At 59.7% G+C, this 19,241-nt stretch carries 17 protein-coding genes and 4 tRNA genes; 7 read left to right on the top strand and 14 right to left on the bottom strand.

Translation table 11 applies throughout. The features are described from left to right. Window position 1: 1 nt before the first annotated feature. The 5 genes from tig to ACZRMO_RS18595 all read right to left on the bottom strand — a co-directional run bounded on the left by tig (window position 2) and on the right by ACZRMO_RS18595 (window position 2,194). The gene (tig, locus tag ACZRMO_RS18615; RefSeq protein ID WP_463973792.1) at window positions 2–1,312 is read right to left on the bottom strand and encodes a trigger factor; all 1,311 of its coding nucleotides are present in this window, start codon (window positions 1,310–1,312) and stop codon (window positions 2–4) included. A 400-nt stretch (window positions 1,313–1,712) separates the two neighbouring features. After that, window positions 1,713–1,788 (bottom strand) — tRNA-His (locus ACZRMO_RS18610). A 79-nt stretch (window positions 1,789–1,867) separates the two neighbouring features. Further along, window positions 1,868–1,952, bottom strand: a tRNA-Leu gene (locus tag ACZRMO_RS18605). 57 nt (window positions 1,953–2,009) lie between these two features. Further along, window positions 2,010–2,085: transfer RNA gene (locus ACZRMO_RS18600), tRNA-His, on the bottom strand. A 32-nt stretch (window positions 2,086–2,117) separates the two neighbouring features. After that, window positions 2,118–2,194 (bottom strand) — tRNA-Arg (locus ACZRMO_RS18595). 279 nt (window positions 2,195–2,473) lie between these two features. Between ACZRMO_RS18595 and folD the strand changes: the two genes are divergently transcribed. Then, a complete protein-coding gene (gene folD, locus ACZRMO_RS18590) occupies window positions 2,474–3,328 on the top strand; it encodes a bifunctional methylenetetrahydrofolate dehydrogenase/methenyltetrahydrofolate cyclohydrolase FolD (protein ID WP_124528853.1) in 855 nt (284 codons plus the stop codon). Window positions 3,329–3,410: 82 nt separating this feature from the next. On the opposite strand, the gene ACZRMO_RS18585 is transcribed toward folD, so the two are convergent. Continuing rightward, a complete protein-coding gene (locus ACZRMO_RS18585; protein ID WP_463973791.1) occupies window positions 3,411–4,109 on the bottom strand; it encodes an alpha/beta hydrolase in 699 nt (232 codons plus the stop codon). Window positions 4,110–4,437: 328 nt separating this feature from the next. Here ACZRMO_RS18585 and pbpG point away from each other — a divergent pair, with 328 nt between their 5' ends. Then, window positions 4,438–5,361, top strand: a complete 924-nt coding sequence (gene pbpG, locus ACZRMO_RS18580; protein WP_124528849.1) for a D-alanyl-D-alanine endopeptidase — start codon at window positions 4,438–4,440, stop codon at window positions 5,359–5,361. An 82-nt stretch (window positions 5,362–5,443) separates the two neighbouring features. Here the strand turns inward: pbpG and ACZRMO_RS18575 are convergent, their stop codons facing one another. After that, window positions 5,444–6,106, bottom strand: a complete 663-nt coding sequence (locus ACZRMO_RS18575) for a peptidase C39 family protein (RefSeq protein ID WP_463973790.1) — start codon at window positions 6,104–6,106, stop codon at window positions 5,444–5,446. A gap of 210 nt (window positions 6,107–6,316) precedes the next feature. On the opposite strand from ACZRMO_RS18575, the gene ACZRMO_RS18570 reads away from it, so the two are divergent. After that, window positions 6,317–6,472, top strand: a complete 156-nt coding sequence (locus tag ACZRMO_RS18570) for a hypothetical protein (RefSeq protein ID WP_017736932.1) — start codon at window positions 6,317–6,319, stop codon at window positions 6,470–6,472. Here the strand turns inward: ACZRMO_RS18570 and ACZRMO_RS18565 are convergent. Continuing rightward, window positions 6,469–6,879 carry a PA0061/PA0062 family lipoprotein gene (locus ACZRMO_RS18565; protein WP_207043362.1) on the bottom strand — a complete coding sequence of 137 codons (411 nt, stop codon included), beginning with the start codon at window positions 6,877–6,879 and terminating at the stop codon, window positions 6,469–6,471. The genes ACZRMO_RS18570 and ACZRMO_RS18565 overlap by 4 nt on opposite strands. Before the next feature lie 197 nt (window positions 6,880–7,076). On the opposite strand from ACZRMO_RS18565, the gene ACZRMO_RS18560 reads away from it, so the two are divergent. The 4 genes from ACZRMO_RS18560 to ACZRMO_RS18545 all read left to right on the top strand — a co-directional run bounded on the left by ACZRMO_RS18560 (window position 7,077) and on the right by ACZRMO_RS18545 (window position 14,373). Further along, window positions 7,077–10,298, top strand: coding sequence for an efflux RND transporter permease subunit (locus ACZRMO_RS18560; protein WP_463973789.1), 3,222 nt, complete (start codon window positions 7,077–7,079; stop codon window positions 10,296–10,298). Then, window positions 10,288–11,457 carry an efflux RND transporter periplasmic adaptor subunit gene (locus ACZRMO_RS18555; protein WP_463973788.1) on the top strand — a complete coding sequence of 390 codons (1,170 nt, stop codon included), beginning with the start codon at window positions 10,288–10,290 and terminating at the stop codon, window positions 11,455–11,457. The genes ACZRMO_RS18560 and ACZRMO_RS18555 overlap by 11 nt, the downstream gene beginning before the upstream one ends. Further along, the gene (locus ACZRMO_RS18550; protein WP_463973787.1) at window positions 11,441–12,856 is read left to right on the top strand and encodes an efflux transporter outer membrane subunit; all 1,416 of its coding nucleotides are present in this window, start codon (window positions 11,441–11,443) and stop codon (window positions 12,854–12,856) included. The genes ACZRMO_RS18555 and ACZRMO_RS18550 overlap by 17 nt, the downstream gene beginning before the upstream one ends. Before the next feature lie 89 nt (window positions 12,857–12,945). Further along, the gene (locus ACZRMO_RS18545) at window positions 12,946–14,373 is read left to right on the top strand and encodes an aminotransferase-like domain-containing protein (RefSeq protein WP_463973786.1); all 1,428 of its coding nucleotides are present in this window, start codon (window positions 12,946–12,948) and stop codon (window positions 14,371–14,373) included. 53 nt (window positions 14,374–14,426) lie between these two features. Here ACZRMO_RS18545 and ACZRMO_RS18540 read toward each other — a convergent pair whose 3' ends face one another. The 6 genes from ACZRMO_RS18540 to ACZRMO_RS18515 all read right to left on the bottom strand — a co-directional run bounded on the left by ACZRMO_RS18540 (window position 14,427) and on the right by ACZRMO_RS18515 (window position 19,129). Next, window positions 14,427–14,915, bottom strand: a complete 489-nt coding sequence (locus ACZRMO_RS18540) for a GNAT family N-acetyltransferase (protein WP_463973785.1) — start codon at window positions 14,913–14,915, stop codon at window positions 14,427–14,429. Next, on the bottom strand, window positions 14,912–15,190 hold the full coding sequence (locus ACZRMO_RS18535) for a 2Fe-2S iron-sulfur cluster binding domain-containing protein (protein ID WP_257782819.1): 279 nt from the start codon (window positions 15,188–15,190) through the stop codon (window positions 14,912–14,914). Before ACZRMO_RS18535 ends, ACZRMO_RS18540 begins: the two co-directional genes overlap by 4 nt. Further along, window positions 15,177–16,124: a diiron oxygenase gene (locus ACZRMO_RS18530; protein WP_463973784.1), complete on the bottom strand. Its 948-nt coding sequence runs from the start codon at window positions 16,122–16,124 to the stop codon at window positions 15,177–15,179. Before ACZRMO_RS18530 ends, ACZRMO_RS18535 begins: the two co-directional genes overlap by 14 nt. Next, a complete protein-coding gene (locus ACZRMO_RS18525) occupies window positions 16,111–16,884 on the bottom strand; it encodes a 2OG-Fe dioxygenase family protein (protein WP_463973783.1) in 774 nt (257 codons plus the stop codon). Before ACZRMO_RS18525 ends, ACZRMO_RS18530 begins: the two co-directional genes overlap by 14 nt. Window positions 16,885–16,897: 13 nt before the next feature. After that, window positions 16,898–17,533, bottom strand: coding sequence for a LysE family translocator (locus ACZRMO_RS18520; protein WP_463973782.1), 636 nt, complete (start codon window positions 17,531–17,533; stop codon window positions 16,898–16,900). A gap of 312 nt (window positions 17,534–17,845) precedes the next feature. Then, window positions 17,846–19,129 carry a Zn-dependent hydrolase gene (locus ACZRMO_RS18515; RefSeq protein ID WP_463973781.1) on the bottom strand — a complete coding sequence of 428 codons (1,284 nt, stop codon included), beginning with the start codon at window positions 19,127–19,129 and terminating at the stop codon, window positions 17,846–17,848. Between the last annotated feature and the right edge of the window lie 112 nt (window positions 19,130–19,241).

The following is a 19,241-nucleotide window of genomic DNA, read 5'->3' as shown; positions in this document are numbered from 1 at the left end:
ATCAGTCGGCTTGTGCTGCTTCCGCCGGTTTGACTGCTTCTTCGTAAGAGACCGCTTTATCGGTCACCTTAGCCTTCTGCAGAACAGTATCCACAACTTGTTCTTCCAGCACAACCGAACGTACTTCGTTCAGCTGTTGGTCGTTCTTGTAGTACCAAGCCACGACCTGCTCAGGCTCCTGGTAGGCCGAAGCCATTTCCTGGATCATTTCGCGAACGCGGTCTTCGTCAGGCTTGAGGTCGAACTGCTCGACCACTTTGGCCACGACCAGGCCCAGAACAACGCGGCGCTTGGCTTGCTCTTCGAACAGCTCGGCCGGCAGTTGGTCAGGCTTGATGTTGCCACCGAACTGCTGAACCGCTTGAACGCGCAGACGATCCACTTCGTTGGACAGCAGGGCCTTAGGCACTTCGATCGGGTTGGCAGCCAGCAGGCCGTCCATCACCTGGTTCTTCACCTTGGATTTGATCGCCTGGCGCAGCTCGCGCTCCATGTTCTTGCGAACTTCGGTGCGGAAACCTTCCAGGGTCGCTTCCTTGATACCGAATTGAGCGAAGAACTCTTCGTTCAGCTCTGGCAGCTTAGGCTCGGAAACACTGTTGACAGTCACGGTGAACTCGGCGGCTTTGCCAGCCAGGTCCAGGTTCTGGTAGTCAGCAGGGAAAGTCAGGTTCAGAACGCGCTCTTCGCCGGCTTTGGCGCCAACCAGGCCGTCTTCGAAGCCAGGGATCATGCGGTTGGAACCCAGCACCAGCTGAGTGCCCTTGGCGGAGCCGCCAGCGAATACTTCGCCGTCAACCTTGCCTACGAAATCGATGTTCAACTGGTCTTCGTTCTGAGCGGCGCGATCGGTCACTTCAAAACGGGTGTTCTGCTTGCGCAGGATTTCCAGCATGTTGTCCAGGTCGGCATCAGCCACGTCAGCGCTCAGGCGCTCTACGGTGATACCTTCGAAACCGGCAACTTCGAACTCTGGGAACACTTCGAATACGGCAACGTATTCCAGGTCCTTGCCAGCTTCCAGGGACTTAGGCTCGATGGAAGGCGAGCCAGCTGGCTTCAGGTTCTGCGCTTCTACGGCTTCGTAGAAGGAAGACTGGATCACATCACCCACAGCGTCCTGGCGCGCATCGGCACCAAAACGACGCTTGATTTCGCTCATTGGCACTTTGCCTGGACGGAAACCAGCGATCTTGGCCTTCTGGGCAGTCTGCTGCAGACGCTTGTTGACCGCAGTCTCAATACGCTCTGCCGGCACGGTAATGCTCAGGCGGCGCTCGATAGCAGTAGTATTTTCAACAGAAACTTGCATGGATATTCCTCGTTGCACAGACGTTAGCCGGCCATTTCCGACCCCAATCAAGGGCATGCATTCTAGAGGGTCAAACTCAAGAAGTCACCCTGCTGGAAATATGCCCGAAAACAGCCGGCAATTTATCGGTACGAAGGCACGGATGCACCTCGCCCCGGTGACAAATACATCCCATCACGCCAGGGCTCTGCGCCGCCCCTTCTATATATAGAAGAGGTCGCCATTCATCTCCCTGACGGCCCACCCTGCAAGCAGGGCTGGCAGGCAGCGCAGCATCATCGAGACACATAAATACGATGAAGCGCCCTAGCCTTGCGACCCAGAACCTGCAGCCGCCGAAAATCTGCACCGCTAAAACCAAAAAAGGCGCCAGACTGTTAAATCTGGCGCCTTTCGAATATGGGGTGGACGAAGGGGATCGAACCCTCGACAACGGGAGTCACAATCCCGTGCTCTACCAACTGAGCTACGCCCACCATATTGCATTAACAAAGAACTCAAACATCTTCTTTGTTGAACCTCACCTCACCTTGCGGCAGGGCGACGCCTTGAAATTGGTGCGGATGAAGAGACTCGAACTCTTACGCCTCGCGGCGCTGGAACCTAAATCCAGTGTGTCTACCAATTCCACCACATCCGCGCTTGAAGCTCTTAAAGCAAAGGCGCCAGACGTTTAATCTGGCGCCTTTTCAAAATATGGGGTGGACGAAGGGGATCGAACCCTCGACAACGGGAGTCACAATCCCGTGCTCTACCAACTGAGCTACGCCCACCATCTAACGCTACTTGTGCCAAAGCTGCCTAATGGCGCACCCGGCAGGACTCGAACCTGCGACCATCCGCTTAGAAGGCGGATGCTCTATCCAGCTGAGCTACGGGCGCCTTATTAATCTGTACTCTTGGAGGATTACAAACTAAGTGCTTCCAGCCTTGCAGAACAACACTCTATTCTGCTCGACCTTCTTAACCAGTGCTAGGCTGTGCCCGACAAGTGCGACGAATAGTATAGACGCCTCGGAAAGCCGTCAAATCTTTTTTGAAAAAAATTCATTTTATTTAAGGGGTTAGGGCAATTTGCAGACCAAGCGCCTTTGCCCTCACGCCGTGGCATGCGAGAATGCGCACACATTTCTTCCCCCTCTCGATGGTTAATCACGCGTAATGACTGCACAACTTATCGACGGCAAATCAATCGCCGCCAGCCTGCGCCAGCAGATCGCCAAACGAGTCACCGAGCGTAGCCAGCAAGGCCTGCGCACGCCTGGCCTCGCGGTGATCCTGGTCGGCAGCGATCCTGCCTCTCAGGTTTATGTCTCGCACAAGCGTAAAGACTGTGAAGAGGTCGGCTTTATTTCCAAGGCCTACGACTTGCCTTCCGACACCACCCAACAGGCCCTGACCGACCTGATCGACAGCCTGAATGACGACCCGGCCATCGACGGCATCCTGTTGCAATTGCCGCTGCCCGAGCACCTGGATGCGTCCAAGCTGCTGGAGCGCATCCGCCCGGACAAGGACGTTGACGGTTTCCACCCTTATAACGTCGGCCGCCTCGCCCAGCGCATTCCGCTGCTGCGTCCCTGCACGCCCAAAGGCATCATGACCTTGCTGGAAAGCACCGGTGTGGATCTGTACGGCCTCGACGCCGTGGTGGTCGGTGCTTCCAACATTGTCGGTCGCCCGATGGCCATGGAGCTGTTGCTGGCGGGCTGCACCGTCACCGTCACCCACCGTTTTACCAAGGACCTCGCCGGCCACGTCGGCCGTGCCGATCTGGTAGTAGTTGCCGCCGGCAAGCCGGGCCTGGTGAAAGGTGAGTGGATCAAGGAAGGCGCCATCGTCATCGACGTCGGCATCAACCGCCAGGAAGACGGCAAGCTGGTCGGCGACGTGGTGTACGAAACCGCCCTGCCCCGTGCCGGCTGGATCACGCCAGTCCCTGGCGGCGTAGGCCCGATGACCCGTGCCTGCCTGCTGGAAAACACGCTGTATGCGGCAGAAACGCTGCACGGCTGATAACCGGCAGCCATGAAAAAGCCCTGCACTCACGCAGGGCTTTTTTATTGTCGACAGAAAACGCGCCACGACACCCCAACGATCAGGCGCTCGAAGCAGCAACCGCAGCCTCATCAATAAACGCAGCCACCTCGGCGGGCTTGGTTGCCAGCGAAGCGTGGCTGGTCGCCAAGGTAATCGTGCCCCGGGGTTTGAGCCTTGCCGCCATCAGCCGCTGGTTTTCAGGATGGATCATCCGATCGTCGCTGGACACTTGATACCAGGACGGCTTCTTCTTCCAGGCCGGCGCCGTGACCGTATCGCCAAACGTGCTGGCAAGCGGTGCCTTTTGCGTCACCGCCATCACCAACGCCTCCTCGGCCGGCAGGTCCTGGCAGAAGCTCTCATGGTATTTATCCTGTTTTACCCACAGGTACCCGTCGCTGTCAGGCTCAAGGTTCGCTGCGCCCTGGGGCAGGTTGCGCTGGGTGATCTCGCCCGGGCTCTCCCCGGCATCCGGGGCGAATGCCGCTATGTAGACCAAGCCGATGACATTGGGTTGGTCGCCCGCTTCAGTAATGACCGCGCCACCATACGAATGCCCCACCAGCAGTACCGGCCCTTTTTGCTGGGCAATCATTTTGCGCGTACGTTCAGCGTCGTCGGCCAGTGAGGTCAGCGGCATCTCGACCGCCCGTATGGCCGTATAACCCTTGCGATTCAACTCAACAATCACTTTGCTCCAGTGCGCTGCACCACCCCAAAAGCCGTGCACAAGCACAATCGTTGGTTTATTGCTCATTGCTGGAACTCCGCTATCAGTGAAGAGGGTCCGCAGAGTGAGGCAGTGTCGAGCCGTCCAGCCATGACTTCAGGCACCCGACTGCAGATGTTTTTGGGTGTGTTCATTAAAGCTCAAATACGTACGATTGCATGCGTCGTGAACCGGCCACCTGACTGCACATTCCCAACCGGTACAAAATCGGTACAAACCCTACCAATCATCGTCTTACAGCCTTTATTTAAAGGCTCTCTATCGTTTTCTGATCCATACTCCTAAAATGTAACGGCATTTGTCACAAAACCCGTTTACCAACGTTATTTCCTTACTTTTTAGCGAGTTCATCCGCGTGAAAATTCGTCTCTCTATCGCCAGCCTATTTTTTGTTTTTACAGGCACCTTCGCCCACGCCGCCGAAACCACCCAGGCGCCGCGTGACACGTCCAAACTGCAAATCGCCTCCGGCAGCGCCATGCTGGTGGACTTGCAGACCAACAAGGTCATCTATTCCAGCAACCCCGACGTGGTGGTGCCTATCGCCTCGGTGAGCAAGCTGATGACTGGCCTGGTGGTGCTGGAAGCCAAGCAGAACATGGACGAATACATCGACATCAACATCAAGGACACGCCGGAAATGAAAGGCGTGTTCTCCCGCGTGAAAATCGGCAGCGAAATGCCGCGTAAAGAAATGCTGCTGATTGCCCTGATGTCCTCGGAAAACCGCGCAGCCGCCAGCCTGGCCCACCACTACCCGGGTGGCTACCCGGCGTTTATCGCGGCGATGAATGCCAAGGCCAAGGCGCTGGGCATGACCAGCACCCACTATGTCGAGCCCACCGGCCTGTCGATCCACAACGTGTCCACCGCCCGTGACCTCAGCAAGCTGCTGGCCGCCGCGCGTCATTACCCGTTGCTCAGCCAGTTGAGCACCACCAAGGAAAAGACCGTTTCATTCCGCAAACCCAACTACACCTTGGGTTTCTCCAACACCGACCACCTGATCAACCGTGCCAACTGGGACATCAAGCTGACCAAGACCGGCTTCACCAACCAGGCCGGCCACTGCCTGGTGCTGGTGACCAGTATGGGTAACCGTCCGGTGTCGCTGGTGATCCTCGATGCGTTCGGCAAATTCACCCACTTCGCCGATGCAAGCCGGATTCGCAATTGGGTCGAGACGGGCAAGAGTGGTTCGGTGCCGGATGTGGCGTTGCGCTACAAGGCTGACAAGAATCTGAAGAACCGGCCGAATGCGGCAGAAGTGCGCCGCTAAAAGAATGTGGGAGCAACTGCCTTGTGTGGGAGCCCCCTCCCACACAAAGCCCACTCCCCTATGAGATCTCAGGTGTTGTCTCTTACTTTGTTTCCGCCAACACCTTGAGCGCCTGCGCCGCCGCCCGCTCCTGCCCGGCCTGGGCCGTGGCATTCGCCGCCTCACGCCAGCGCTGCGCATCGACCTTGGCCGGCAACTGACTGGGCCGCTGGGTGAGGATCGCCCAACTCCCGGCGCTCTTCCACTTCGATTCAAACTCGCTGAAGCTCATCAACAGGCGCCGGTCCATCCCGGAGCGCAGCAGCACCGTGCTTTTCTGCTGATTGAAGCCCACCACGACCACGTACCGTGCGTCAGACCACAGGCCCCCGCCAATCCGCGCCATCACCGGGTAACCGGCTGCAACCTGTGCCAGCACCGCCGTCAGCTGGGGATCCAGCGGATACACCATCAGCCCGTACTCACGCGCCAGCACCTGCATGTTGCGCTCCAGGTCCGCCTCGGCGCCGGGCAAGCGCAGCGGCTTATCCAACAAGCCCGGTGTCATGACAATGCCTTGTTGCGACAGCATGCTGGCTAGTGCTGCAGGGCCACTTTGATAAGCCTCGCTGCGAAAGGTCGGCACGCCATTGAGTTCGACCCGTTCCGGCAGGCCCGGCAGTTTCGAGGGGCTGCCGGAACAGGCCGCAAGCCCGAGGGCGCAGGCCAGCAACAACGATGTTTTCACGTTCGACCGTAACCGCAATTTTTTACTCTCTTGATCAACTGCCGGTAAGGGTCCTGATCATAGGGCGCTGCGCCACGCGGGTATAGCCTCAAGCGTCAGTAAAGCGCCTGGGATAGAGCAAAGAAGTTGGACAGACTCGACCATTGGTCAATAGCAGGCAACCGCCAGGTAGCTAGACTGTCCATTGAGAAGACTGTGTATGCCCCCTCGGGGCGAAAGGAGGCCCGTATGAGCCTTGCAACAACGATTTTCCTGTTGGTCTGCGGTTGGCTGGCAGTGGCCGGCGCCATGTTGTGGGGGGTGTTGCGCATCACGCGCCGCCACCATCACCCCCACGTCGTCAAACCTGCCAAGCCCCTCAAGGCTGCAGTGCATCACGCCTAGCCAGGCATGCAGTTGAAGTCCTGGGTCGCCGCGACTTCCTTGCCGTGTGCATCCATCAGGGATGCACGCACGGTGGTGCCCAGGCTCGACTCCACCAGGGTGTAATGCTCACCCGCCTTGAAATCCTTGTACTCGACCCGCCCCTGGCAGTCCTGCTGGTTGTCGTCGCCTGGCTCCTCTTCGAACAGCGTCACGTCCAATCGATGGGCACCCGGTGGCACTTCAAAAAAGCGTCCGTCGTCCACGCGCTTGCCATCCAGGCGCTCGGCCATCAGGTCATTCGGCGCCTCTTCCTTCAAACCAATCCATGCCTCGCTCGGGTCCGCCTTGGGGATCGGGCCGGCGCACGCCGATAACAACAAGACAGCGCCGAGGGCGGGGATCAACAACAAAGGTTTAAGTGACATGGCAGGGCTCCAAAAAAAGGACGACGTGTCCGATGGGTCACAAGCTTGGAGAGCGCCCCTTTGTAGAACAAATGAATACATATGAAACGATCTTCAGCCGCTCCCTAAATGTTCCTTCACCTGGCTGAAAGGTGCGTGTTAGGTGGGTCGGGCAAGACTGCCGGGGTTTGCAATCCTGCTCCAATGGAGGTTCACGCATGCTCGGGCTGGTAAAGACCGCACTGCACAAGCCGTACACGTTTATCGTGTTGGCTATATTCATCTGCATCATCGGGCCAATGGCGGCCCTGCGAACCCCCACGGATGTCTTCCCCGATATCGGCATCCCCGTGGTCGCCGTGGTCTGGCAGTACAACGGCCTGTCGCCGGATGCCATGGCCGGGCGGGTGATCTACACCTACGAACGCTCCCTGAGCACCACCGTCAACGACATCGAACATATCGAATCGCAATCGCTGCCCGGCATGGGCATCGTCAAGATCTTCTTCCAGCCCGGCGTGGACATCCGCACCGCCAATGCCCAAGTGACGGCCGTGTCACAAACCGTGCTCAAGCAAATGCCGCCGGGCATCACACCGCCGCTGATCCTCAACTACAGCGCCTCCACGGTGCCGATCCTGCAACTGGCGTTCTCCAGCCCGAGCCTGTCGGAAGCGAAGATCCGCGACCTGGTGCAGAACAATATCCGCCTGCCGTTAAGCGCCCTGCCGGGCCTGGCCATGCCCACGCCCATGGGCGGCAAGCAACGCCAGATCACCCTCGACCTCGACCCGCAGGCGCTCGCCGCCAAAGGTTTGTCGGCCCAGGACGTGGGCAACGCCCTGGCCCTGCAAAACCAGATCATCCCGGTGGGCACCGCCAAACTCGGCCCCAACGAATACACAATCCTGCTCAACAACAGCCCCAAGGCGATTGATGAGCTCAACGACCTGCCGATCAAGACTGTGGATGGCGCGCTGATCACCATCGGCCAAGTAGCCCATGTGCGTGACGGCTCACCGCCGCAAACCAACATCGTGCGCGTCGACGGCCATCGTGCCGTGCTGATGCCGGCACTGAAAAACGGCAGCATCTCCACCCTGTCGATCATCGACGGCATCCGCCAGATGCTGCCGCGCATCGACGAGACCCTGCCGCCGTCCCTGAAGACCTCGTTGCTGGGCGACGCCTCGGTGTTCGTCAAGCAATCAGTGGGCAGCGTGGCCCAGGAAGGCATCATCGCCGCCCTGCTGACCAGTGCGATGATCCTGCTGTTCCTCGGCAGTTGGCGCTCGACACTGATCATCGCCGCGTCGATCCCCCTGGCCGTGCTGTCGGCCATCGCACTGCTCGCCGTCAGCGGGCAAACCCTCAACGTGATGACCCTCGGCGGGCTGGCGTTGGCGGTGGGGATCTTGGTGGACGACGCCACCGTGACCATCGAAAACATCAACTGGCACCTGGAACAAGGCAAGTCGGTCAAAACCGCCATCCTCGACGGCGCCGCACAAATTGTCGGCCCGGCGTTCGTCTCGCTGCTGTGCATCTGCATCGTGTTCGTGCCGATGTTCATGCTGCAAGGTATTGCCGGTTACCTGTTCCGCCCCATGGCACTGGCGGTGATCTTTGCCATGGCCAGTTCGTTCATCCTTTCGCGTACGTTGGTACCGACGCTGGCGATGTTCCTGCTCAAGCCGCACACGCCGGAGCAAGGCGCGGGGCATCACCCGGAAGATGAATTCATCAACCATCACGAAGGCGAGCAACACAAGAAACCGCGCAACGCGATGCTGCAAGCGGTGTTGAATTTCCAGCAGGGTTTCGAGCGCCACTTCTCGAGTATCCGCGACACCTACCACGGCCTGCTGCTGTTGGTGCTGGGCAAGCGCAAGCGTTTTATCGTCGGTTTCCTCGCCTGCGTGCTCGCGTCGTTCCTGTTGCTGCCGAGCCTGGGCCAGGATTTCTTCCCCGCCACCGACGCCGGCGCCCTGGCCCTTCACGTGCGTTTGCCATTGGGCACGCGCATCGAAGAAAGCGCCGCCGCCTTCGACCGCATCGAAGCACGCATCCGTGAAGTGATCCCCAGCACTGAACTCGACACCATCGTCGATAACATCGGCATCCCGCTCAGCGGCATCGACATGGCCTATAGCAGCAGCGGCACCATTGGCCCGCAGGATGGCGACATCCAGGTCACCCTGAAAAAGGACCACGCGCCCACCGCCGACTACGTGAAAAAACTGCGTGAAGCGCTGCCGCAACGTTTCCCCGGCAGCCACTTCGCGTTCCTGCCCGCAGATATCAGCAGCCAGATCCTCAACTTCGGCGCCCCGGCCCCGCTGGACGTGAAAATCTCCGGGCGCAACGATGCCGAAAACCGTGCCTACGCAGTGGAGCTGGAACGCCGCCTGCAACACGTACCCGGCATCGCCGATCTGCGTATCCAGCAATCCACCGGCTACCCCTCGCTGCAAGTCAATGTCGACCGCCTGCGCGCCAACGGCCTGGGCATCACCGAGCGCGACGTGACCAACAGCATGGTCGCGTCCCTGGCCGGTAGTTCGCAGACGGCGCCGACCTTCTGGCTCAACCCGGCCAACGGTGTGTCGTATTCCATCGTCGCGGCGACGCCGCAATACCGCCTCGACAGCCTGCCCGCGCTGGAAGCCCTACCGGTGACCGGCGCCGACGGCCAGTCGCAGATCCTCGGCGGCGTGGCGAGTATTTCCCGGGTGCAAAGCCCAGCGGTGGTGACCCACTACAACATCGAACCGACCCTGGACCTGTACGCCAACGTGCAAGGCCGCGACCTCGGCGGCGTAGCGCGCGACGTGCAAAAAGTGCTGGATGACACCGCCGCGATGCGCCCCAAAGGCGCGACCATCAGCCTGCATGGGCAGATCGATGCGCTGCACGAAGCCTTCAGTGGTTTGAGCCTGGGCCTGCTCGGCGCGGTGGTGCTGATCTACCTGCTGATCGTGGTCAACTTCCAGTCGTGGGCCGACCCATTTGTGATCATCACCGCACTGCCGGCCGCGCTCGCGGGCATTGTGTGGATGCTCTTCCTCAGCGGCACCTCGCTGTCGGTGCCGGCCCTCACTGGCGCCATCCTCTGCATGGGCGTGGCCACCGCCAACTCGATCCTGGTGGTGAGCTTCTGCCGTGAACGCCTGGCCGAACATGGCGATGCGCTCAAGGCGGCGATGGAGGCCGGCTACACGCGCTTCCGTCCGGTGTGCATGACCGCCCTGGCGATGATCATCGGCATGCTGCCGCTGGCCCTGTCCGAAGAACAAAACGCCCCCCTCGGCCGGGCGGTGATCGGTGGCCTGATCTTCGCCACCCTCGCCACCCTGTTGTTTGTCCCCGTGGTCTTCAGCCTGGTCCACGGCCGTCACCCTACTCGCGCAGTTGCCGGAGAAACCCCACATGTCGTCTGATCACAAACCCTCGCGCAAGCGTCTGATGCTCCTGGGTGTCGGCGGCCTGACCCTGGCCGCCCTGCTGGTCGCCAACGGCCTGCATGCTCGCACATTGCATGAACAATCCGTCACCGCCTGGACGGAAACCGCCGCCATCCCGCACGTGCTGGTGTTCCAACCGCAACAGAACGTCACCGGCGATACCCTGCGCTTGCCCGCGCACCTGGAAGCCTGGAGCAAGGCGCCGATCCATGCACGGGTCAGCGGCTACTTGAAGGACTGGAAAGCCGACATCGGCACCCAAGTCAAAGCCGGGCAAATCCTCGCTGACATCGACAGCCCGGACCTCGACCAGCAATTGGCGCAAACCCACGCCCGGCTGATTCAGGAACAGGCCAACGCACGCCTGGCCCAGACCACCGCAGCGCGCTGGCAAAACCTGCTGGCCAGCCACTCGGTATCACGTCAGGAGGCCGATGAAAAAACCTCCAACGCCGCCGCCGCGAAGGCCAACGCCGATGCCGCCGCTGCCGATTATGCGCGGCTATCGGCGCTGGCCGGCTACAAGACGATCCGCGCGCCGTTCGCCGGCACCATCACCGCACGCAACACCGATATCGGCCAGTTGATCAAGGCCGACACCGACAGCGACCCGGAGCTGTTCAACCTCGCCGATACCCACCAGTTGCGCCTGTACGTGCCGGTGCCGCAAAACTACGCGGCGGTCATCCACCCCGGCCTGGTAGCCGAACTGAGCGTGCCCGAACATCCCGGCGAACACTTCAAGGCCCGTCTGATCGGCGACTCCACCGCCATCGACCGGCGTTCCGGCACCCTGCTCGCGCAGTTCGTCGCCGACAACCCCAACGGCGAATTGCTGCCCGGTGATTACGCCGAAGCGACCTTGCCGATTCCAGCCGACACCCATGGCGTGAGCATTCCCGCCAGCGCGTTGATTTTCCGCGCCGAGGGCACGCAAGTCGCCGTGCTCGACGGGCACAATCACGTGCACCTGCAAAGCATCCATATCGGCCTCGACCTCGGCGAACGCCTGGTGATCGACCAGGGCCTCAAGCCCGCCGACCGTGTGATCGACAACCCGCCCGACGCCCTGCGCGAAGGTGACCCGGTGCAAGTGGCCGACGCCTCGGGAGGTGCCCATGCGCCCAAGGCTTAAACCCCTCGCGGCCCTGATATTGCTGGCCCTGCAAGGGTGCTCCATGGCGCCCACCTACCAGGTACCCAGCGTTGACCTGCCCGCTGGCTATCGCGAACAGACCAGCGACGGCCCGTGGCACAGCGCGCAACCGTCCGATCAATTGGCGCCCGAATGGTGGACGCTCTACCACGACCCGCGCCTGAGTGAACTGCAACAGCAACTGCTCAAGGCCAACCCGGACCTGGCCGCGGCGCTGGCGCACTTCGACGCGTCCCAGGCATATGCCAGCCAACTGCATGCTGGCTTGTTCCCGCAAATCAATGCCAGTGCGCAGCCGCTGCGCCAACGCCAATCGGACTCGCGGCCCCTGCGCGGCACCACCCAGCCGTCGGTCTATGACAGCAACACCGCAGGGTTTTCCCTGAGCTACGACCTGGACCTGTGGGGCAAAATCCGCAACCAGGTCGCAGCGGGCGATGCCCAGGCGCAAGCGGCCGGCGACGACTTGGCGGTGGCGCGCTTGAGCTTGCAACAGCAATTGGCGAGCTTGTATGTGCAGCTCAACGGGCTGGATGCGCAGGCGCGGATTCTCGAGCGCTCACTGGAGGATTTTCGCCAGGCGCTGCAACTGACGCGCAGCCGCTACGAGGGCCAGATCGCCTCGGAACTGGACCTCACCCGCGCGCAAAACCAACTGTCTGAAGCCAAGGCGCAATGGGATGACGTGCGCGGGCAACGCAACCTGACCGAACATGCGATTGGCGAACTGGTGGGCGTGGCGGCCAGCACCTTCAGCCTGGCGCCGAGTGCGCAACTGCTCGCGCTACCAGGCATTCCTGCACAGCTGCCGAGCCACCTGTTGCAACGTCGCCCGGACATTGCGGCGGCCGAGCGGCGCGTGTTTGCGGCCAACGCCAATATCGGCGTGGCCAAGGCGGCGTGGTACCCGGACTTCAGCTTGACCGGGTTGATCGGCGGGCAGACGCAAGGCGTCGGCAACCTGCTGTCGGCGAGTAATCGCTATTGGGCGCTGGGGCCGCTGGTCAACCTGCCGATCTTCGATGGCGGACGCTTGAGCGCCAATGAGCGCCAGGCCAAGGCCGAATTCGAAGAAGCCTCGGCGCAGTACCGCAGCCACGTGTTGAAAGCCCTGCGCGAAGTGGAGGACAACCTCGCCCAACTGCGCGACTTGCAGCAGCAAGCCGAGGATGAACAGGCAGCGGCGGATGCGGCGCAGCACACCCAGGCCTTGGCGATGAACAGCTATCAAGCGGGCGCTGTGAGTTACCTGGATGTGGTGACGGCGCAGACCGCCGCCTTGCAGGCGCAACGGACCTTGCAGGCGGTGCAGACGCGCCAACTGCAAGCGAGTGTGGGTTTAGTGACCGCTCTAGGAGGTGGCTGGCAAAGTCACTGATGGCACCTCACCGCCGCCGCCCTTGCCACCCACCGGGGCGGTGGAGGACTATGCCACTACGCACAGGACAGGTTAGCGGTGAGGGATCAGTGGCAAAGTATTCAGAGTTGGCCCGTTTACTGCGCAGCAGAATTGAAATGGGCATGTACCAGGCGGGGCAACGCCTTCCCTCTGTGCGCATGTTGAGCGCGGAACACGGCGTCAGCCTGGGCACCGTGCAACAGGCGTATCGCTTGCTGGAAGAAGAAGGCCTGGCCTCGCCCGCGCCCAAGTCCGGCCACTTCGTCACCCGCCGGCAGAACCTGCACCTGTTGCCCACCATGCGCGCAATCGAAAAGAACCCCCTCGATATCCTCGAGTGGGATGAAATCTACAAGGTGACCACCAGCACCCCGGACGAACGGGTGCTGCAACTGGGCAGAGGCATGCCCCACGTTGACACACCGACCTTGAAGCCCCTGATGAAAAGCCTGAGCCACGAAGCCAAACGCTGGCAAAAGGACGGGCTCAACTATGAAAACATCAAAGGCAACCTGGAACTAAGGGCGCAAGTCAGCCGCCTGATTATCGATTCCGGCTGCCTGGTCGACCCCGAAGAAATCATCATCACCACCGGCTGCCAGGAAGCCCTGATGTGCTCCATACGGGCCATTTGCAGCCAGGGGGATATTGTTGTCGTCGAGTCACCGAGCTTTCACGGGGCGATACAGACCCTCAAAGTCTGCGGCATAAAAGTCATTGAAGTGCCCACCCACCCGCTGACGGGCATCTGCCTGGAGTCACTGGAGCTGATCGCGCAGCGCTGGCCGATCCGCGCGGTGCTGGTCAACCCGAACTGCAACAACCCGCTGGGTTATGTGATGCCGGATGAGCGCAAGGAAACCCTGGTGGAACTGTCCAGGACCTTCGGCTTCTTTATCATCGAAGATGACACCTACGGCGACCTCACGTACCCGTACCCGCGCCCCAAAACCATCAAGTCCCTGGACACCGAGGGCAAGATCATCCTCTGTGGCTCCTTCTCAAAAACACTCGCGCCTGGGCTGCGGGTGGGCTGGGTCGTGCCCGGGAAAATCTACGACAAAGTGCTGCATATCAAATACACCAGCTCCGGCGCCACGGCCACCGCCAACCAACGAGCCATTGCCGAGTTCATGGGCAAGGGCTTGTACCAGATCCATCTGCGGCGCATGCGCGCCAATTACAAAGCCAACCGCGAGTTGATGACCAGTTGGATCTCCAAGTACTTCAACCCGAGCATTCGGATCAGCCGGCCCCAAGGCGGGTATTTCTTGTGGATGGAGCTCCCGGACGGGGTGTCGGCCTATGAGCTCAGCGACTACTTGATGCAACACAACATACAAATTGCCACCGGGAAAATATTCTCCTCTTCCGGCAAGTATGAAAACTGCATCCGCATCAACTATGGCGGTGCGCTTGATGAGCGGGTCGAGGAAGCGATCAAGATGATCGGCAAACGGGTGCTGGACCTGAGCGTTTCCAACATGCTGCGCTAGTGCCTCAATGACAAACAGGCCGGTGACGGCCTGCCTGCCTCAGTGCATCAATGTCAGCTTGCAGAAAAACGAATGGCGTAGACGCGTTCCGGGCCCGGGCCTGGCTGGTCCGCCCCCCTCACCCAACCGGTTGACTCGTACAACTGAACCGCCTCTTTGTAGCGTGCCCGGGTTTTCAGGAAAATCTCGTTGTACCCCAGTTGCCGTGCCGTCGAGACCGCCGCCTGGAGCATCGCCACACCGGCACCGAAACCACGGTAGTCCTTGTCCAGGTAGTACTTGGTGAGTTTCACCCGGCCATCGTCGCCCCCCGTGAGGATGGCGGACCCCACCGGCACATCGCCAAACACCGTGACCAGCTCCACGACATTCGCCTTGGGTACACCAAAGCACATGATGTCGCGGTCATCATCGTCAGGGTCTGCCGCGATGCCGTACTCCACGAAGGTCTTGAACACCATTTTGCGGATGGCGATAGCGTCTTCGAGTCTTGCGCTGCGAATCAGGAAGTGTTGGTTTTTTACGTAAATCATCTCGCTCATGGGTACCAAGCCTCAACTTCAATGTCCGAGAGCGGAACGAGCACACAGGGCAAAATTGCGTTGTGCCCTCTTTCCTTTTCCGTGAGTGCGAGCATGGGTGCCCACTCGCTGTACTCACCGGAGACAAACTTCACCTGACAGGCGCCGCACCGCCCCTGCCGGCAACGGGTACGCACCAGGCCGAGCTTTTCACAGGCATTGACCAGGGAAAAAACGTCGCCGGCGATGGGCTCACGCTGCCCGGCGCACGCGAGGGTAAAATTATTGGCGGTCATCGTTGGTCCATTCCCATTCCAGGCTGTCGTAGAGCTTCATCAAGCCGCGATTGTTATTCGTGAACTCGACGCCGCGCTGCAGCTCTACGGCGTTGTCGACCACGGCCGCCCGCACGCCATCGAGTGAGGGCCGCGCGAGTTGATCGATCACCGTGATCCAGGCATTCAGATCGGCCCGGAAGAAGTTCTTCGCGACCAGCTCGACGGTTTCCTTGAACACCTGTTTTCCAGCGCTGGAGAGCTGCCAATAGATATCCCGCGCCAACACCGCAAACTGCGAGCCGTGGCTCCACTCGTCCTTGGCATGGGCATTGACCGCCGCGAGAAACATCGGCTGGATCGACGTCGCGTTCGCCAGCAGGTCCAGGTAATCGGTGATGTGGTTCTCTGTGCAACAGGCCGTAGCGATACGCGCAATGCGCCGCTTCCATTCGCTATCGAGCCCATGGATATAGGCATTCATGACATTCACCAGGTGAAAGTCCGCAGGAAACAACGCAAGTTGCCGGTTGGCCCGCACCTCATCACAGGTGAGCACTGCCAGCAGCGTATGGTAGCCCTCGTCCGTCATCGCCTCTGCCATGGAGCGCGCCATCTCGGGGCCGACACTGTTGTCTTGCCGCGAACGAATGACTTCGATACAGGCCGGCGTGACTAAATCGGTTTCAATAAAGATGGTGTTGCTCTGATAGATAATCCACCCGGCAGAGAGCAAGTCGTTCTTATCTTGAGGTTCCAGGGCGCGCCATGCGTCGAACGACGAAAAGGGCACCATCGCCTCCAGAAAGTCTGGCGCATGCATATCAAAGGCAAGGCTGGTAATACCTTTAAAGCGCATGACCTCGGCGTCGAATGACCAACTTTGACTGATGCGTTCAATCACTTCCCGCGAGTAATCGCGGGTTTCAATATCCATTCCACTATGACGCGACATGCTCAGCCCCTTGCGCCGTGAATTCCAGAAACAACATATCCCGCGACGCGACGCCATCGTCTGCCGTGTTCATCTGACTGACGCTGTGATAAACCTTGGAATCATCAAAGATCACCAGGTCGCCATAACGCTTGAGGGTAAAACTTTCGAGCAAGGCCTTGTCGTTGTCGTAGATGGAATTTTCTGCACCGGTGCAATTGTCCGTGCGGTTGACGCAAAACAAACTGGAAAACGTAACACCGTCCTTATGTATGCCTTCCGGCGTCGGGAAACCGGCAACGCCGCGCGACGATGTAATTCGCACTTGGTGCAAATAGACCTGCCACACCGCCACATCTTTATAACGGGTAAAGATCGCCACATAATCGCGAATCATGCGCTTTATAAACGGGTGTGTCGCAATGTAGGGGGTGATCGGTTCAAAATATCGATCCACGCCGCCATTCAAGGTATTCGTGTACTTGTCCTGAAAGAACGGCCGATGCGGAAGTATGCCGATTTCATCGTTAAGCACACTGTAGCGAAGTTCGGTAAACCGGCGCCGACGGTATTTGCCGCCGTCCGCCATAAACTCATCCGGCGGCAAGCTGTCCCACGTCTGCAGGAACGTTCTCCAGTCAGCGGAGCGATGGGCCAACGTTACAAAATAGTTGAAATAGTTACCCACCCAATAACCGCTGTGCCTGAGCTGCTGTTCAATCAGATCAGAGGTGCTTTGCACAGTTGACAATGAACGGGCTGCAGAGCCTTCATACTTCATAGATAGATATCCTTCAATGGATGGTAGAGAACCCTAGTGCCGCACCAAAAAATACGAAGAATACAGCGACTACTTTGGAACCGATTCTACTGGCGGAGGGCGACGTCAACTTCGACGCTATCCTGGTCGCCACCACGGCATAACAGGAAAGAATCGAAAACTTTATCAGTGCACTGATAATCACAAGAAACGCAAAGAACTGGAGATCAGGCGTGCCACTTTTTTCGAACTGCGGCAGCAGCGCGGTAAAATACACCAGCGCCTTCGGGTTACTGATACCGATCAAAAAGGACTGGGCCCACTGGCGCGTCAAAGCGGGCGCCCTGACAACAGGTGTATCAGGACTTGCAGCAGTCATGATCGCGCGACTTTTCTTGAATGCGCCCACCCCCAGATAAACAAGATAGGCCGCACCGGCCAGTTTCAAGGCATTAAACATCGACGGATGTTCTGCAAAAAAAGTGGCAATACCCAATGACGAGATCAAGCCCATGATCAAGATGGCAAATACATCCCCGGTCAATACGCCAATCGCTTTCAGTGGCCCATACTTGATTGAGTTATTCACCAGGAATACCGTTGACGGCCCTGGTGAACCGGCCTGCACCATCGTAATCAGAATGAACGACAACCACGCATAGATAGTCATTATTAAACCCCGGACACAGACAACTGGACGAATAGGTTTTCCGGTACTTGCATTAAGACGTGCCCAACGCAACTCAACGAATAAGCTATTGTTAACGCTACTTGGCACTTAATTAAGATCCAGAAAAACCACTTATTTGATGCACAGTTGAACGCCCGGCCATCTGTATGGTGGTTTTTTCCAACATCTGTACCAGAGCAGGCAGGCGATATTTTTCAGAAGGGGAAAGACGCAAAAACCGGCGCTAGGCGCCGGTTCTGTGTGTGCGCGGACGCGCCCAGGTGGCGCCTCCGTGAGTGAAGAAAAACCGCGTCAGGCGGCCATCTGGCGCCCCGCTATCGCCGCGGAGGCGGCGACCATCGCGCGCAACAACACCGCACAGCCCGCCGCCAGATCATCCGGCGCGGCGTTTTCGATTTCGTTATGGCTGATGCCCCCTTCACACGGCACAAAGATCATCCCCGCCGGGCCCAACTCGGCGACGAAGATTGCGTCGTGCCCTGCCCCGCTGACAATGTCCATGTTCGACAAGCCCAGGCCATTGGCCGCATCTCGCACGGCGTCCACACAACCTTTGTCGAAATACAGCGGCGGGAAGTCCGCCGTCGGCTCCATTTCAAAGCTCAAGCCGTGCTTGGCGCAGGTTTCATCGATCACCTTGCGCACCTGGGCAATCATCGAATCCAACCGCGCCGGCTCCAGATGACGGAAATCCAGGGTCATGCGCACCTCGCCGGGGATTACATTGCGCGAGCCAGGATAGGCTTGCAGGCAACCCACCGTGCCACACGCATGGGGCTGATGCCCCAACGCCGCCGCATTCACGGCCGCCACCACCGCCGCTGCGCCCACCAGGGCGTCCTTGCGCAGGTGCATCGGCGTCGGCCCCGCATGGGCTTCGACGCCACGCAGTTTCAGGTCGAACCACTTCTGGCCCAGTGCGCCCAATACCACGCCGATGGTCTTTTTCTCATCCTCAAGAATCGGCCCTTGTTCGATATGCGCTTCAAAATACGCGCCGACCTTGTGCCCGCTTTCCGCCCGTGTACCGGCGTAGCCAATGGCGTTCAACGCATCGCCCACCGAAACGCCATCGGCATCGACCTTGGCCAGGGTATCCGCCAGGCTGAATTTCTCGGCAAACACCCCCGAACCCATCATGCACGGCGGAAAGCGCGAGCCTTCTTCGTTGGTCCACACCACCACTTCCAGCGGCGCCTCGGTTTCCACGTTGAGGTCATTCAGGGTGCGCAGCACTTCCACACCGGCGAGCACGCCAAAGCAGCCGTCGAACTTGCCGCCCGTGGGCTGGGTGTCGATATGGCTGCCGGTCATCACCGGTGGCAGGTCGGGGTTGCGCCCGGGGCGGCGGGCGAAGATGTTGCCGATGCCGTCGATGGTCACGGTGCAACCGGCGGCTTCGCACCACTGCACGAACAGGTCGCGGGCCTGGCGGTCGAGGTCGGTGAGCGCCAGGCGGCACACGCCGCCCTTGGGTGTGGCGCCGAGTTTGGCGAGGTCCATCAGGGACTGCCACAAACGGTCGCGATTGATGTGCTGATGGGTGGATTGCAGAACGTCGAGGGCAGCGTTCATGGGGATCTCCTCAGGCTACATTTTTATGGTTTCAACTGGCGAAACTCGGTCAAAAATGTGGGAGCGGCGGTGCGACGATTCGACTTGCTCGCGAATGCGGTCTTTCAGGCAA

This window comes from Pseudomonas sp. B611 (genome assembly GCF_055407965.1).
This window is presented reverse-complemented; position numbering and strand designations above follow the sequence as displayed.

Excerpts from the sequence above, each read along its gene's own strand:
- ACZRMO_RS18540 (WP_463973785.1), bottom strand. The coding sequence starts at position 14,915 with ATGAGCGAGATGATTTACGTAAAAAACCAACACTTCCTGATTCGCAGC.
- tig (WP_463973792.1), bottom strand. The coding sequence starts at position 1,312 with ATGCAAGTTTCTGTTGAAAATACTACTGCTATCGAGCGCCGCCTGAGC.
- ACZRMO_RS18585 (WP_463973791.1), bottom strand. The coding sequence starts at position 4,109 with ATGAGCAATAAACCAACGATTGTGCTTGTGCACGGCTTTTGGGGTGGT.
- ACZRMO_RS18555 (WP_463973788.1), top strand. The coding sequence starts at position 10,288 with ATGTCGTCTGATCACAAACCCTCGCGCAAGCGTCTGATGCTCCTGGGT.
- ACZRMO_RS18570 (WP_017736932.1), top strand. The coding sequence starts at position 6,317 with ATGAGCCTTGCAACAACGATTTTCCTGTTGGTCTGCGGTTGGCTGGCA.
- ACZRMO_RS18520 (WP_463973782.1), bottom strand. The coding sequence starts at position 17,533 with ATGACTATCTATGCGTGGTTGTCGTTCATTCTGATTACGATGGTGCAG.
- ACZRMO_RS18550 (WP_463973787.1), top strand. The coding sequence starts at position 11,441 with ATGCGCCCAAGGCTTAAACCCCTCGCGGCCCTGATATTGCTGGCCCTG.
- ACZRMO_RS18535 (WP_257782819.1), bottom strand. The coding sequence starts at position 15,190 with ATGACCGCCAATAATTTTACCCTCGCGTGCGCCGGGCAGCGTGAGCCC.
- ACZRMO_RS18530 (WP_463973784.1), bottom strand. The coding sequence starts at position 16,124 with ATGTCGCGTCATAGTGGAATGGATATTGAAACCCGCGATTACTCGCGG.
- ACZRMO_RS18525 (WP_463973783.1), bottom strand. The coding sequence starts at position 16,884 with ATGAAGTATGAAGGCTCTGCAGCCCGTTCATTGTCAACTGTGCAAAGC.
- ACZRMO_RS18515 (WP_463973781.1), bottom strand. The coding sequence starts at position 19,129 with ATGAACGCTGCCCTCGACGTTCTGCAATCCACCCATCAGCACATCAAT.
- ACZRMO_RS18560 (WP_463973789.1), top strand. The coding sequence starts at position 7,077 with ATGCTCGGGCTGGTAAAGACCGCACTGCACAAGCCGTACACGTTTATC.
- ACZRMO_RS18565 (WP_207043362.1), bottom strand. The coding sequence starts at position 6,879 with ATGTCACTTAAACCTTTGTTGTTGATCCCCGCCCTCGGCGCTGTCTTG.
- folD (WP_124528853.1), top strand. The coding sequence starts at position 2,474 with ATGACTGCACAACTTATCGACGGCAAATCAATCGCCGCCAGCCTGCGC.